The 14027-nt window shown below is 66.8% G+C and carries 8 protein-coding genes and 2 pseudogenes; 3 read left to right on the plus strand and 7 right to left on the minus strand.

What is annotated here, in order from left to right:
- Window positions 1-68 precede the first annotated feature (68 nt).
- The 3 genes from ctaD to AAFL97_RS16735 are packed head-to-tail and all read right to left on the minus strand — an operon-like array spanning window position 69 to window position 2523.
- Window positions 69-1649, minus strand: a complete 1581-nt coding sequence (gene ctaD, locus AAFL97_RS16720) for a cytochrome c oxidase subunit I (protein WP_263461658.1) — start codon at window positions 1647-1649, stop codon at window positions 69-71.
- Window positions 1592-2218: a hypothetical protein gene (locus tag AAFL97_RS24730; protein WP_445954502.1), complete on the minus strand. Its 627-nt coding sequence runs from the start codon at window positions 2216-2218 to the stop codon at window positions 1592-1594. Before AAFL97_RS24730 ends, ctaD begins: the two co-directional genes overlap by 58 nt.
- An 11-nt stretch (window positions 2219-2229) precedes the next feature.
- Window positions 2230-2523, minus strand: coding sequence for a hypothetical protein (locus tag AAFL97_RS16735; protein WP_341645869.1), 294 nt, complete (start codon window positions 2521-2523; stop codon window positions 2230-2232).
- Window positions 2524-2786: 263 nt separating this feature from the next.
- Here AAFL97_RS16735 and AAFL97_RS16740 point away from each other — a divergent pair, with 263 nt between their 5' ends.
- A complete protein-coding gene (locus AAFL97_RS16740) occupies window positions 2787-4502 on the plus strand; it encodes a Na/Pi cotransporter family protein (protein ID WP_341645870.1) in 1716 nt (571 codons plus the stop codon).
- A gap of 112 nt (window positions 4503-4614) precedes the next feature.
- Window positions 4615-6474, plus strand: a complete 1860-nt coding sequence (gene recQ, locus AAFL97_RS16745; protein WP_341645871.1) for a DNA helicase RecQ — start codon at window positions 4615-4617, stop codon at window positions 6472-6474.
- 51 nt (window positions 6475-6525) lie between these two features.
- Here the strand turns inward: recQ and AAFL97_RS16750 are convergent, their stop codons facing one another.
- Both AAFL97_RS16750 and AAFL97_RS16755 read right to left on the minus strand, forming a co-directional pair.
- Window positions 6526-7575: a Glu/Leu/Phe/Val dehydrogenase dimerization domain-containing protein gene (locus tag AAFL97_RS16750; RefSeq protein ID WP_341645872.1), complete on the minus strand. Its 1050-nt coding sequence runs from the start codon at window positions 7573-7575 to the stop codon at window positions 6526-6528.
- A 109-nt stretch (window positions 7576-7684) separates the two neighbouring features.
- Window positions 7685-11271: pseudogene (locus AAFL97_RS16755) on the minus strand (indolepyruvate ferredoxin oxidoreductase family protein).
- A gap of 452 nt (window positions 11272-11723) precedes the next feature.
- Here AAFL97_RS16755 and AAFL97_RS16760 point away from each other — a divergent pair.
- Complete coding sequence (locus AAFL97_RS16760) at window positions 11724-13070, plus strand: sodium-dependent transporter (protein ID WP_341645873.1); 1347 nt, start codon at window positions 11724-11726, stop codon at window positions 13068-13070.
- A gap of 34 nt (window positions 13071-13104) precedes the next feature.
- On the opposite strand, the gene AAFL97_RS16765 is transcribed toward AAFL97_RS16760, so the two are convergent.
- Together AAFL97_RS16765 and AAFL97_RS16770 are read right to left on the minus strand one after the other, a co-directional pair.
- A complete protein-coding gene (locus tag AAFL97_RS16765) occupies window positions 13105-13563 on the minus strand; it encodes an Lrp/AsnC family transcriptional regulator (protein WP_341645874.1) in 459 nt (152 codons plus the stop codon).
- Window positions 13564-13654: 91 nt separating this feature from the next.
- Window positions 13655-13998, minus strand: a pseudogene (locus tag AAFL97_RS16770) (FKBP-type peptidyl-prolyl cis-trans isomerase).
- Window positions 13999-14027 lie beyond the last annotated feature (29 nt).

Consider the following 14027-nt stretch of genomic DNA (forward strand, 5'->3'; position numbering starts at 1 on the left):
GAGAGCAAGCCTCCCTCTCCCGATCGTCTCCACCCTTGCTCCCCGCTCACCCCGAACCCTGCACCGGCTCACTTCACGACCGGCGCCTCCTCGAAGGTGTGATGCGGCGCCGGCGAAGGCACCGTCCATTCCAGGCCCTCGGCACCTTCCCAGGCACGCGCTGCCGCACGCTCGCCGCTGCCGCGCGCGCACTTGACCACCACGGCGATGAAGATCAGCTGCGACAGGCCGAAACCGAACGCACCGATCGTAGCCATGGCATTGAAATCGGCGAACTGCAGCGCATAGTCGGGAATGCGGCGCGGCATGCCGGCGAGGCCGAGGAAGTGCATCGGAAAGAAGGTGATGTTGAAGAACACCATCGAACACCAGAAATGCAGCTTGCCGAGACTCTCACTGGGCATGCGGCCGGTCCACTTGGGCAGCCAGTAGTAGGCGCCGGCGAACAGCGCGAACAGCGAACCGGCCACCAGTACGTAATGGAAGTGCGCGACGACGTAATAGGTGTCCTGTACCTGGATGTCGATCGGCGCGATGGCGCAGATCAGGCCGGTGAAGCCGCCGATCGTGAACACGAAGATGAAGCCGGTGGCCCACAGCATCGGCGTCTCGAAAGTCATCGAACCGCGCCACATCGTCGCCACCCAGTTGAACACCTTCACGCCGGTGGGCACCGCGATCAGCATCGTCGCGTACATGAAGAAGAGCTGGCCTGCGGCCGGCATGCCGGTGGCGAACATGTGGTGCGCCCACACGACGAAGGACAGGATGGCGATGGAAGCCGTGGCATAGACCATCGAGGCGTAGCCGAACAGCGGCTTGCGCGCGAAGGCGGGAATGATCTGGCTGACGATGCCGAAGGCCGGGAGGATCATGATGTAGACCTCCGGGTGGCCGAAGAACCAGAAGATGTGCTGGTACATGACCGGGTCGCCGCCGCCCGCGGCGTTGAAGAAGCTGGTACCGAAATGACGGTCGGTCAGGATCATCGTCACGGCGCCGGCCAGCACCGGCATCACCGCGATCAGCAGGTAGGCGGTGATCAGCCAGGTCCAGCAGAACAGCGGCATCTTCATCAGGGTCATGCCGGGCGCACGCATGTTGAGCACCGTGACGACGATGTTGATCGCGCCCATGATCGAGCTGACACCCATGATGTGGATGGCGAAGATCGCCATGTCCATGCCCATGCCCATCTGCACCGACAGCGGCGCATACAGCGTCCACCCCGCGGCCGAGGCACCGCCGGGCACGAAGAAGGAGCCGAGCAGCAGGAGTGCGGCCGGCGGCAGCAGCCAGAAGCTCCAGTTGTTCATGCGCGCGAAGGCCATGTCGCTGGCGCCGATCATCAACGGGATCATCCAGTTCGCGAAGCCGACGAAGGCCGGCATGATGGCGCCGAATACCATCACCAGGCCGTGCATGGTCGTGAGCTGGTTGAAGAACTCCGGCTCCACGACCTGCAGGCCGGGCTGGAACAGCTCGGTGCGGATCGTCAGCGCCATCACTCCCCCGGACAGGAACATGATGAAACTGAAGATCATGTACATCGTGCCGATGTCTTTGTGATTGGTCGTCGTGAGCCAGCGCATCAGGCCGGTCGGACCGTGGTGGTGCTCCTGAAGCTGATCATGTGTGACGGCGGCCATGCGGAGGTCCTCCTGTCAAACTGCGGCGGAGTAGCGATTACAGGGCCGGCGACTGCGGCGCCAGCGATACCTGCTCCGCACCCGCCGCCGCTGCCTGCTGCTGTACCCACTCGGTGTACTTCTCGGCCGACAGCACATGGACCTCGATCGGCATGAAGCCGTGATCGCGGCCGCACAGCTCGGCACAGTTGCCCCGGTAGGACGCCTTCCTTGTCGGCACGGAACCAGGTGTCGCGGATGAAGCCGGGAATCGCGTCCTGCTTGACACCGAAAGCCGGCACCCACCACGAATGGATGACGTCGTTGGCCGTCAGCAGCACCCGCACCTTCTTGCCCACCGGCACCACCAGCGGCCGGTCGACCTCCAGCAGATAGGCTTCGCCCTTGGGTGCGCCGCCTTCGATCTGCTCGCGCGGCGTGGACAGGCTGGACAGGAAGCGGATGCCTTCGCCTTCGCCCTGCAGGTAGTCGTAACCCCATTTCCACTGGTAGCCGGTGGCCTTGACCGTGATGTCGGGGTTGGAGGTGTCCTTCATCTCGATCACGGTCCGGGTCGCGGGCCAGGCCATGCCGAGCAGGATCAGGATGGGAATGACGGTCCAGGCGATCTCGACCGCGGTGTTCTCATGGAAATTGGCAGCGACCGCACCCTGGACTTGCGGTGGCGGAGCACCGCCCAGAACATCACGCTGAACACACCGATGAAAATGACCAGACAGATCAACAGCATCAGGGTATGCATGTCGTGGATCTGCTCGGCAACGCCGGTGACCGGCGCCTGGAGGTTGTAGCGCGCAGGAGCGTCCTGCGCAAATGCAGGACAGGACAGGCCAACGGCTAGCAGAGCACCCGTGATGCGACTGACACGTTCCATGACCACCCCCTACACACCGCAGTTTTGGTCTGTGCGATTGATGGTGCCATAGCAAAAATCATATTCGCAACACGGGGTTATGATAAAAATCAATTTATTGCATTGCGGTATCTGCTAAATGCCGTGAAGTGCCTGCGCTTCAGCCACGACTTCGGGGTTTTCCCATAGGGCCGTTTCTCGCGACGCAACAATACGCCACGGCTATGTGCGCCCGCCTTCGCGATACCGGGCTCGCTTTGCGGCAGCCGGCATCGGTATTACGCTTGGCCGTCCGCAAGCCATGCCGGAGAACCGTCCTGGAAACCGCCGCCGCCACGCCCTTTGCGCTGTTCGCCGCACTCATCGGCGGCATCGGCCTGTTCCTGATCGGCATGAACATGATGACCGAGGGTCTGAAGCTGGCCGCCGGCCGCGCGCTGGAAGGCCTGCTCCAGCGCGGCACCGCCACTGCTCCGCGCGGCCTGGCGGCCGGCTACCTGATCACGGCACTGGTGCAGTCGTCCACCGCCGTCACCATTGCCAGCATCGGCTTCGTCAACACCGGCCTGCTGCCGCTGAAGAATGCCTTGTGGGTCATATTCGGCTCGAATCTGGGCTCGACGATGAACGCGTGGCTGGTGGCAATACTCGGCTTCGGCTTCAAGATCGACACCTTCTCCCTGCCTTTCGCCGGTATCGGCGCCATGCTGATGCTGGCCGGCCGGACACTGCGCGCGCGTTCGCTGGGGCAGGCGCTGGCCGGCTTCGGCATCCTGTTCCTCGGCATCGGCGTACTCAAGGATGGTTTCTCCAACATCGGCAGCATGGTGGACCTGCAGGATTTCATCGCCCCGGGCCTTGCCGGCTGGCTGATACTGATCGGCATCGGCACGCTGCTCACCGTCCTGATGCAGACTTCGGCGGCAGTCATCGCCATCGTCATCACGGCGGCGCAAGGTGGCCTGCTGTCGGTGGAGGCGGCCTGCGCGATCGTGATCGGCACCAACATCGGCACCACCTCCACCGCCGTGCTGGCGGCCATCGGCGCCACCGCCGCAGCACGCCGGCTGGCGGCAGCGCACGTACTGTTCAACGTGGTGACCGGTATCGCAGCGCTGCTGCTGCTGCCGGTGCTGATCGGCGTGGCCGACTGGCTGCGCGGCGTGCTCGAACAACCGGCGACGCCGGCGCTGATGATCGTGCTGTTCCACACCACCTTCAACGTGCTCGGGGTGCTGCTGATGGTACCCTTGGCGCCCGGCATGCCGCGCCTGCTCGAACGCCTGTTCCGTACGCGTGAAGAAGAGGCGGCCCGGCCACGGCATCTGGATGCGAACTCGCTGACGATCCCCGATCTCGCCATGCGCGCGCTGCGCCTGGAGTTGTCGCGCTCGCAGGAACTCGCCATCGCCGGGCTGACGGCGATTACGCACCAGCCGCCGGACGAGGCGGGCGTCAGGCGCGAAACCGCGTCCTTGCAGGCCCTGGCGCCGGCGATCAGCGACTATGCCCATCGGCTCAGCGGCGCACGGCTTCCGCCCGCACTCGTCGAACAACTCGCCCACAGCCTGCGCACGCTGCGCTACCAGGAGACCGCCGTGGTGCTGCTGCAGGAGGCAGCCGGCCTGGCCGGAGAGCTGGATCTCCCGGACTCGACGGTGCCGGGTTTCCGTACCGAGATCGAAGCCTTCCGCCACGCCCTCACCAATCTGGCCGATGCTGCCGTCCCCCTGCACGACGGTTTCAGCCCAGGCGCGGTATCGGTGCGCCTCGACGAAATGGAGACGTCTTACCAGGCCCTGAAGGAAGCCCTGTTCCTCGCCGGCGCGCATGCCCGCCTGGACATCCGCACGATGCAGGACTGGTTGCGACTCGCCAGCCTCACCCGCCGCGCCGCGCGGCAGCTCGCCAAAGCCGCACGCATGATCGCGGCCCTGGAAGAAGGCAGCTCGGCTGCAGAAGCAGCGCAGAGCACGGAGGCCGAAGAAGGCACGGACTGAGCCGGGCGCATGCTCCTGCGTGGCCCTTGGTTGCGGGAGGCCTTGCATACGTCATGCAATCGACGTACTCCCACCACCATGCCAGGACCGCGAAGCCGGTACAATACGCGCCATGGACACCGCGTTCGCCCCTTCCCCGGCACCCCGCTTACCTGCCCACGCCGGCGGTGCCTTGCACATTCTCGAACACGTCTTCGGCTACGCCGCCTTCCGCGGCGAGCAGCAGGCCATCGTCGAGCACGTCGCGGCGGGCGGCGACGCACTGGTACTGATGCCCACCGGCGGCGGCAAGTCGCTGTGCTTCCAGATCCCCGCCCTGCTGCGCGAAGGCACGGCGATCGTGGTGTCGCCGCTGATCGCGCTGATGCAGGACCAGGTCAGCGCCCTGGTCGAAGCCGGCGTCGGCGCCGCCTTCCTGAACTCCAGCCAGGACATGGAGGCCGCGCGTACGGTCGAGCGCGCGCTGTACGCCGGTGAGCTCGAGCTGCTCTACGTCGCGCCCGAGCGCCTGATGACGCCGCGCTTCCTCGACCTGCTCGACCACCTGCGCGACACCGGCCGGCTGGCGCTGTTCGCCATCGACGAAGCGCACTGCGTCTCGCAATGGGGGCACGACTTCCGCCCCGAATACCTGCAGTTGTCGATCCTGCCGGAGCGCTACCCGTCGATCCCGCGCATCGCGCTGACCGCCACCGCCGACCGCCAGACCCGCGAGGAGATCGCCCAGCGGCTGAACCTGCAGCACGCACGCCGCTTCGTCTCCAGCTTCGACCGCCCCAACATCCGCTACACCATCGTCGACAAGGACGATCCGCGCCGCCAGTTGCTGCACTTCATCCGCGAGGAATGCGCGGCCGAGGCCGGCATCGTGTATTGCCTGTCGCGGCGCAAGGTGGAGGAAACCGCCGCCTGGCTGCAGGAACAGGGGCTGAAAGCCCTGCCCTATCACGCGGGCATGACGCAGGAAATACGCGCCGAACACCAGACCCGCTTCCTGCGCGAGGACGGCCTGATCATGGTGGCGACGATCGCCTTCGGCATGGGCATCGACAAGCCGGACGTGCGCTTCGTCGCCCACCTCGACCTGCCGCGCTCGATCGAAGGCTATTACCAGGAAACCGGCCGCGCCGGCCGCGACGGCCTGCCGGCGCAGGCCTGGATGGCCTGGGGCGCGCAGGACGTGGTGCAGCAGCGCCGCATGATCGACGAGTCTGAGGCCGGCGAGGAATTCAAGCGCCTGGCGCGCAACCGGCTCGACGTGCTGGTCGGCCTGGTCGAGGCCACCACCTGCCGCCGCCAGCACCTGCTGGCCTACTTCGGCGAGGACTCCGGCCCCTGCGGCAACTGCGACAACTGCCTGAATCCGCCGCAGACCTGGGATGCGACCGAAGCCGCGCGCAAGGCGCTGAGCTGCGTCTACCGCACCGGCCAGCGCTACGGCGCAGGGCACCTGATCGACGTGCTGCGCGGCGAACTGACCGACAAGGTCGTCGAACGCGGCCACCAGGACATCACCACTTTCGGCATCGGCAGCGACCTGGACGAAAAGCGCTGGCGCACGATCTTCCGCCAACTGGTCGCGCGCGAATTCGTCGCCGTGGACCACGAGCGCTACAACGCGCTGCGCCTGACCGATGCCGCGCGTCCGCTGCTGCGCGGCGAAGCCGAATTCCACCTGCGGCTGGAGCGCGAAAAGAGCCGCAGCCGCGGCAAGCGCCGCAGCGCAGCGCCGCTCGACATCCCGGGCGGCATCCCGACCACGCTGTTCGACCGTCTGCGCGCCTGGCGGGCTGCGACCGCCAAGGAACGCAACGTGCCGGCCTACGTCGTCTTCCAGGACGCCACGCTGCGCGAGATCGCCATCACCCGGCCGCAATCGCTGGCCGAACTGGCCGGCATCAGCGGCGTCGGCGACCGCAAGCTGGAAGCCTACGGCGAGGCCATCCTCGAACTCGTGGCTGAAACAGCCTGAGCGTCAACGGCCGGCAGCTGCCATCCGCAGCAGCATGCGAAACGAACACGATCAGCGCCGGAAGCGTTCCTCTGCGATCGCGTCGGCCACTTCGCCGGTGGGACGCTCTTCCCTGCCGGCGCGCTCGAAGACTTCCATCAGGTTGTCGTGGATGCCTTCGATGTGCCTGAGCAGGGCCTTGCGGTCGAAGCCGATGCGCTCGTGGTAGACGTCGATGATGCCGCCGGCGTTGATGACGTAGTCGGGCGCGTAGAGGATGCCGCGCTTCATCAGTTCGGTGCCGTGGCGAACTTCGGCGAGCTGGTTGTTGGCGGCGCCGGCGACGATGCTCGCCTTCAGTTGCGGAATGGTCTGGTCGTTGAGCACGGCACCCAGCGCGCACGGGGCGAAGACATCGACGTCGAGGCCGAAGATCTCCTCCGGCGCGACCACGGTGGCGCCGAGTTCCTTCGCCGCGCGGGTCAGCGAATCGCGGTGGATGTCGGTCACCCACAGGCTGGCGCCGGCGTCCTTCAACTGGCGGGCAAGGTCGAAGCCGACGTTGCCCACGCCCTGCACCGCCACGCGCAGCCCTTCCAGCGAGTCGCGGCCGAGCCGCTCCCTGGCCGCGGCCTTGATGCCGATGAAAGTGCCGTAGGCGGTGGCCGGCGACGGGTCGCCGCTGCGCGTGCCTTCATCGGAAGGCTTGTCGACGATGCCGGCGACGTGCGGCGTGAATTGCGCCATGTACTTCATGTCGTCGACGCTGGTGCCGGAGTCTTCGGCGGCGATGTAGCGGCCGTTGAGTTGCTGCAGCGCGCGGGCGAAGGCGGCGAGCAGTTCGGGCGTCTTCTGCGTACGCGGGTTGCCGATGATCACCGACTTGCCGCCGCCCAGTTTCAGGTTGGCCATCGCCGACTTGTAGGTCATGCCGCGCGACAGGCGGAGCACGTCGCGGATCGCCTCCTCCTCGGTGGCATAGGGCCACATGCGGCAGCCGCCCAGCGCGGGGCCGAGGTTGGAATTGTGGACGGCGATGATCGCCTTCAGTCCGCTCTTGTCGTCGCTGACGAATACGACCTGCTCGTGGTCGGCGAAATCGCTCAGTGAAAAAACAGCCATGCTTGTCTCCTTCCTTTTGGGAACGTCGAAATGTGCCGCCCGCGCCGGCACCGCTCGTGGCGGTTGCCGGCAGCGGCCAGCGGTTTGAATCGGTGAATGGCAGGCCGGCTCAGCCGGCGAGCACCGGAATGACCTTGCGGCCGACGGCCACCGCCGATCCGGCGGCCGGCTGGCGGCGCCGGAAGGCGTCGAGCAGCGCCGCCTGGCGCTTGCGTGCGCCGGCCAGGTAGCGTTCGCGGACGTGGCCGAAGCCGCGGATCTGCTCGGGCAGGGAAGCCAGCGCCACCGCGGTTTCGTGGTTGGCCGGCTCCAGCCCGGCGAGGATCTCGTCGACCACGCGCTCGTAGTCGGCGATCAGCTCGCGGTCCAGCTTGCGGTCGTGGCTGCGGGCGAAGGGGTCGAGCACCGAGCCGCGCAGGCGGCGGAACTTCGCCAGCACGCGCATCGCCTTCAGCATCCACGGGCCGTAGGCCTTCTTCTTCAACTCGCCGGTCTGCGGGTCCTTGTCGGCCAGCGTCGGCGGGGCGAGGTGGAAGACGAGCTTGTAGTCGCCTTCGAACTGCTCGTCGACGCGCGCGAGGAAGTCGCTGTCGGTGTAGAGCCGCGCCACCTCGTATTCGTCCTTGTAGGCGAGCAGCTTGTGGTAGCCGCGCGCCACCGCCTCGGTGAGCAGCGTGATGCCGGGATTCACGCGCGCTTCGGCCGTCTGCACGCGCGCGACCAGGCGGGCGTAACGTTCGGCGTAGGCGGCGTCCTGGTAGTCGGCCAGGTGCGCCTTGCGCCGCGCGATCACCTCGTCGACGCTGGTCGACAGCCGGTGGTGCGCTGGCGTGCCGTGCTGCGGCTTCGCGGCCTCGGCGACGGCCTGCGGGTCCACCGCGGCGCGGCGGCCCCATTGGAAGGCGGCCTTGTTGGCCTCGACCGCGGCGCCGTTGATCTCGATGGCGCGCAGGATGGCTTCGCCGCTCAGCGGCACCAGTCCCTTCTGCCAGGCGTAGCCGAGCATGAACAGGTTGGTGGCGATGGAATCGCCCAGCAGCGCGGTAGCGATGTTGGTGGCGTCGAGGAATTCGGCATGGCCGGCGCCGACGGCGTCGACGATCTGCGCTTCCATCGAATGCGCGGGGAACTGCGGGTCGGGGTTGGCGCCGACGTCGCCGCTGCGCGACTGGGCGGCGAAGCCGCGCACGAACTCGCTGGTCATGGTCTGGTCGCGGTTGATGACGACGCGGGTGAGGCCGTGCTGCATCTTCGCCAGCGACTCGTCGCTCGCCGCCACCACGAGGTCGCAGCCGATCACCGCATTGGCCTCACCGGCGGCGACGCGGGCGGCGTAGAGCTGTTCCGGCGTGTCGGCGATGCGCACGTGCGACCACACCGCGCCGCCCTTCTGCGCCAGCCCGGCCATGTCGAGCACCGACACGCCCTTGCCTTGCAGGTGCGCGGCCATGCCCAGCAGCGCGCCGATGGTGACCACGCCGGTGCCGCCGACGCCGGTGACGAGGATGCCCCACGGCGCGGCGGTGTCCAGCAGCACGGGCGGCGGCAGTTCGGCGAACGCAGCCGCGGCGGCGCCGACGGCCTTGCCCTTCGGAGCTTGCCGCCTTCGACGGTGACGAAGCTCGGGCAGAAGCCCTTCACGCAGGAATAGTCCTTGTTGCACGAGGACTGGTCGATGCTGCGCTTGCGGCCGAACTCGGTCTCCACCGCGGCCACCGACATGCAGTTGGACTTCTCGCTGCAGTCGCCGCAGCCTTCGCACACGAGGTCGTTGATGACCACGCGCCTGGCCGGATCGGGGAACTTGCCGCGCTTCCTGCGGCGGCGCTTCTCGGCGGCGCAGGTCTGGTCGTAGATGATCGCGGTGGCGCCCGGCACGGTGCGCAGTTCGCGCTGCACCGTGTCCATCTCGTCGCGGTGGCGGATCGGCACGCCATGCGGCAGGTCGGCCGGGCCGTAGGCGCGCGCGGTGCCGTCATTGACCACGACGACGCTGCCCACGCCCTCGGCGAGCAGTTGGCGGGCGATGATCGGCACCGACAGCGTGCCGTCGTGCGGCTGGCCGCCGGTCATCGCCACGGCGTCGTTGTAGAGGATCTTGTAGGTGATGTTCACCTTCGCCGCCACCGCGGCGCGGATGGCGAGGATGCCCGAGTGCATGTAGGTGCCGTCGCCCAGGTTGGCGAACACGTGCGGCGTCTTGGTGAAAGGCGCCTGGCCGACCCAGGGCACGCCTTCGCCGCCCATCTGGCAGAAGGTCTGGGTGGATTCGGGCGACAGCCAGGTCGCCATGTAGTGGCAGCCGATGCCGGCGATGGCGCGCGAGCCCTGCGGCACCTTGGTCGAAGTATTGTGCGGACAGCCGGAACAGTAGTGCGGCACGCGCTGGATCGACAGCCGCGGCTTGGCCAGCGCGGCTTCCTTGGCTTCGAGGAAGGCGAGCCGCGCCTTGATGCGGTCGGAAGTGTGGAAGCGGGCGATGCGCGCGGCGATCGCGCGCGCCACCATCGCTGGCGTCAGCTCGCCGGCGGCCGGCAGCAGCCAGTCGCCGTGCGGCAGCCCCCATTCGCCCTTCTCGTCGAACTTGCCGATCACGCGCGGGCGCACGCCCTCCTTCCAGTTGTACAGCTCTTCCTTCAGCTGGTATTCGAGGAACTGGCGCTTTTCCTCGATGACGAGGATCTCTTCCAGGCCGTCGGCAAAGCGGCGCACGCCTTCGGCTTCCAGCGGCCACACCATGCCGGCCTTGTAGACGCGCAGGCCGATGTCGGCGGCCACCGCGTCGTCGATGCCGAGGTCTTCTAGCGCCTGGCGCACGTCGAGGTAGCTCTTGCCGCTGGTGATGATGCCGAGCCGGGCGTTGGGGCTGTCGATCACGCTGCGGTTCAGGCCGTTGGCGCGGCAGTAGGCCAGCGCGGCGTACAGCTTGTGGTGCAGCAGGCGCTTCTCCTGCACCAGCGGCGGATCGGGCCAGCGCAGGTTGAGGCCGTCGGCCGGCAGCGGGAATTCCTCGGCGTTCGGGATCACGGTCTGCACGCGGAAGGGGTCGACGTCGACCGAGGCGGAGGTCTCCACCGTGTCGGTCAGCGCCTTGAACGCCACCCAGCAGCCCGAATAGCGCGACAGCGCGAAGCCGTGCAGGCCGTATTCCAGGTATTCCTGGATGCCGGCCGGCGCCAGCACCGGCATCATCAGCGCCTTGAACACGTGCTCGGTCTGGTGCGGCAACGTGGAGGATTTCGCCGCGTGGTCGTCGCCCGCGATCACCAGCACGCCGCCGTGCTTCGACGTGCCCGCGGCGTTGGCGTGGCGGAACACGTCGCCGCTGCGGTCCACGCCCGGCCCCTTGCCGTACCAGATCGAGAACACGCCGTCGTACAGCGCATCGGGGTCGAGATCGACCTGCTGCGTCCCCCACACCGCGGTCGCCGCCAGGTCTTCGTTCAGCCCGGGCTGGAAGCGGATGTGCATCGGCTCGAGGAACTTCTTCGCCTTCCAGAATTCCTGGTCGACGTTGCCCAGCGGCGAACCGCGGTAGCCGGTGACGAAGCCGGCGGTGTTCAGCCCCGCGGCCTGGTCGCGCATGCGCTGCATCATCGGCAGGCGCACCAGCGCCTGGATGCCGGTCATGTAGGCGCGGCCGGCGCCGAGGGAGTACTTGTCGTCGAGGGTGACGGGGGGCAGTGTGTTCGACATGGTGGCGTGAACCGCCGCAGGCTTGTGCGCCACGCTGATGGCGTACGCAAGCGGCCTGCCGGCGTTGTCTCCTTGATGAATGGTTGGTCTGGCACGTTCGCAGCACCGAACGCCAGTTCTGCATGCTACGGAGCAGCAAAGAAAAGTTTTTCTAAATTGCAGTCAAAACCTGATCCATAAGAAAAACTTTTCACTCATCACAACTACTATTCAACACCTTCCCGGCCACGCCACCTGCGGCCGGGAAGGCCCCGGAACAGGGCATGGGCTCACACCACCCGGCTCCCGGCGCCGTACCGGCGCAGGAAATCACTCGGCCCTGACCGCTTCGCGCCACAAGCGCCATCAATAAAACGAGGAGACCACCATGATTCCCATTGCCGCCCATTCCTGCCGGCCATCCGGAAGGCCCCGCCCATCCTGTTCCACCAGCCCGACGCGGGGGCGATGACATGGCGACAACAACACTTCCCCACGCCCAATGGTCTTCGCGGCTGGGCTTCATACTCGCGGCTACCGGCTCCGCCGTCGGCTTGGGCAACATCTGGAAATTTCCCTACATGGTCGGGCAGAGCGGCGGCGCGGCCTTCGTGCTCGTCTATCTCGCCTGCATCGCCTTCATCGGCGTTCCCATCCTGGTCTCGGAATGGCTGCTCGGCCGCCGCGGGCAGAAGAATCCGATCAACACCATGTCGACCCTGGCCCGCAAGCACGGCCACCATCGCAACTGGGCGCTGGTGGGAGCGATCGGCGTACTCGGCGCCTTCCTGATCCTGTCCTTCTACAGCGTGATCGGCGGCTGGGCGCTGGCCTACATCCGCGATGCGGTCCTCGGCGGCTTCAGCGGCCTCGACAAGGCCGCGATCGGCGCCGCCTTCGACGCCTTCCTCGCCCGCCCGGGGGAACTGCTCGCCTGGCATTCGCTGTTCATGCTGCTGACCATCGGTGTGGTCGCGCTGGGCGTCACCGGCGGCCTGGAGCGCGGCTCCAAGCTGATGATGCCGGCGCTGGGCCTGATCCTGATCGTACTCGTGGGCTACGGCATCACCACCGGCGGTTTCGGCGAGGCCGTGGCCTATCTGTTCAATCCCGACTGGACCAAGCTCGACGGCAAGGTACTGCTTGCCGCGCTGGGCCACGCCTTCTTCACGCTGTCGCTGGGCATGGGTGTGATGATGGCCTACGGTTCGTATCTCGGCGAAGAGGTCAACCTGCTGCGCGCCGCCCGCACCGTGGTGCTTCTGGACACCACTTTCGCCCTGTGCGCCGGCCTGGCGATCTTCCCGATCGTGTTCGCCAACGGTCTGGATCCGGCCGCCGGGCCCGGCCTGGTGTTCGTCACGCTGCCGCTGGCCTTCGGCAACATCTCCGGCGGTCTGGTACTGGGCGCCCTGTTCTTCCTGTTGCTGACCTTCGCCGCACTGACGTCGTCGATCTCGCTGCTGGAGCCCGTGGTGGAGCTACTGGAAGAGCGCACGCCGCTCAAGCGCGTCGGTGCGACCGTGGTTGCCGGCCTGACGATCTGGGCGCTGGGCATCGCCGCACTGCTGTCGTTCAACCTGTGGAGCGACGTCAAGTTCGCCGGCCTGAACATCTTCGACCTGCTCGACTACATCACCAGCAAGTTCATGCTGCCGGTCGCCGGTCTCGGGGCGATCGTGTTCGTCGCCTGGAAACTGGAACAGGAAGGCGTGCGCAAGGAACTACGGCTCGGCACCGGCGGCTTCGCGGTCTGGAAGCTGCTGTCACGCTATGTCGCGCCGATCGCCGTGCTGTTCGTGTTCTGGCACAACCTCTGACGGGTCTAACGATGCTCGCGCAGCCCTGCCCGCCTCACAGCGGCAGGGCTGTTTCGTTCTTGATCTCGCGCAGCGCCACGCTGGAATGGGTGACGTCGATCTCGGGAATCTTCAGCAGGAAGTTGTGCATGAAGGCTGACAGCGCTTCCAGGCTGGGCAGGTAGAGCTTGAGCAGACAGTCCGTCTCGCCCAGCAGTTCGTAGCATTCGACCACCTCGTCACAGGCCTTGACCACCCGCTCGAATCGGTCGAGCACATCGGCTCCGTGCTGCTTGAGCTTGACCCTGACCCACACACAGGTGCCCAGCCCCGCTTTCTGCCGATCGACGAGCGCGACATAACCGCGGATCAGCCCGGCTTCTTCCAGCTCCTTCACTCGCCGCCAGCATGGCGTAGGCGACATGCCGATCTTCTCGGCCAATGCCTGGGTGCTGAGGGTCGAATCCTTCTGCAGCAGGGTCAGAATCTGACGCTGAGCCTGGTCGAGTTTCATGTCTCTTGTCCTTCCCGCTACGCCGGCCGGCCCTGGTCCATACCGTAGAACCAGTGTCGGCCGGCACCGGCGCCCTGGCTACCGACGGGAATCACAGCACCTTCAGCAATTCCACTTCGAACACCAGCGTGGCATTGGGGGGATCACGCCGCCGGCGCCGCGGGCGCCATAACCCAGTTCCGGCGGAATCGTCAGCTTGCGCTTGCCGCCTTCCTGCATGCCCTGCACGCCTTCGTCCCAGCCGCGGATGACGTGGCCGGCACCGAGCGGGAAGTTGAACGGATCGTTGCGATCCTTCGACGAATCGAACTTGCGGCCGTCGGTCAGCCAGCCGGTGTAATGCACCGACACCATCTTGCCCTTGACGGCGGTTTCGCCGCTGCCGGTTTCGATGTCGTCGATGACGAGGCCGCTGGCGGTGGTGGTCTGGGTCATGTGCTTCTCCTGCTCCGGGGGATAAAGGC

It is taken from the genome of Thauera sp. SDU_THAU2 (genome assembly GCF_038260575.1).
Taxonomy (GTDB): Bacteria; Pseudomonadota; Gammaproteobacteria; order Burkholderiales; family Rhodocyclaceae; genus Thauera.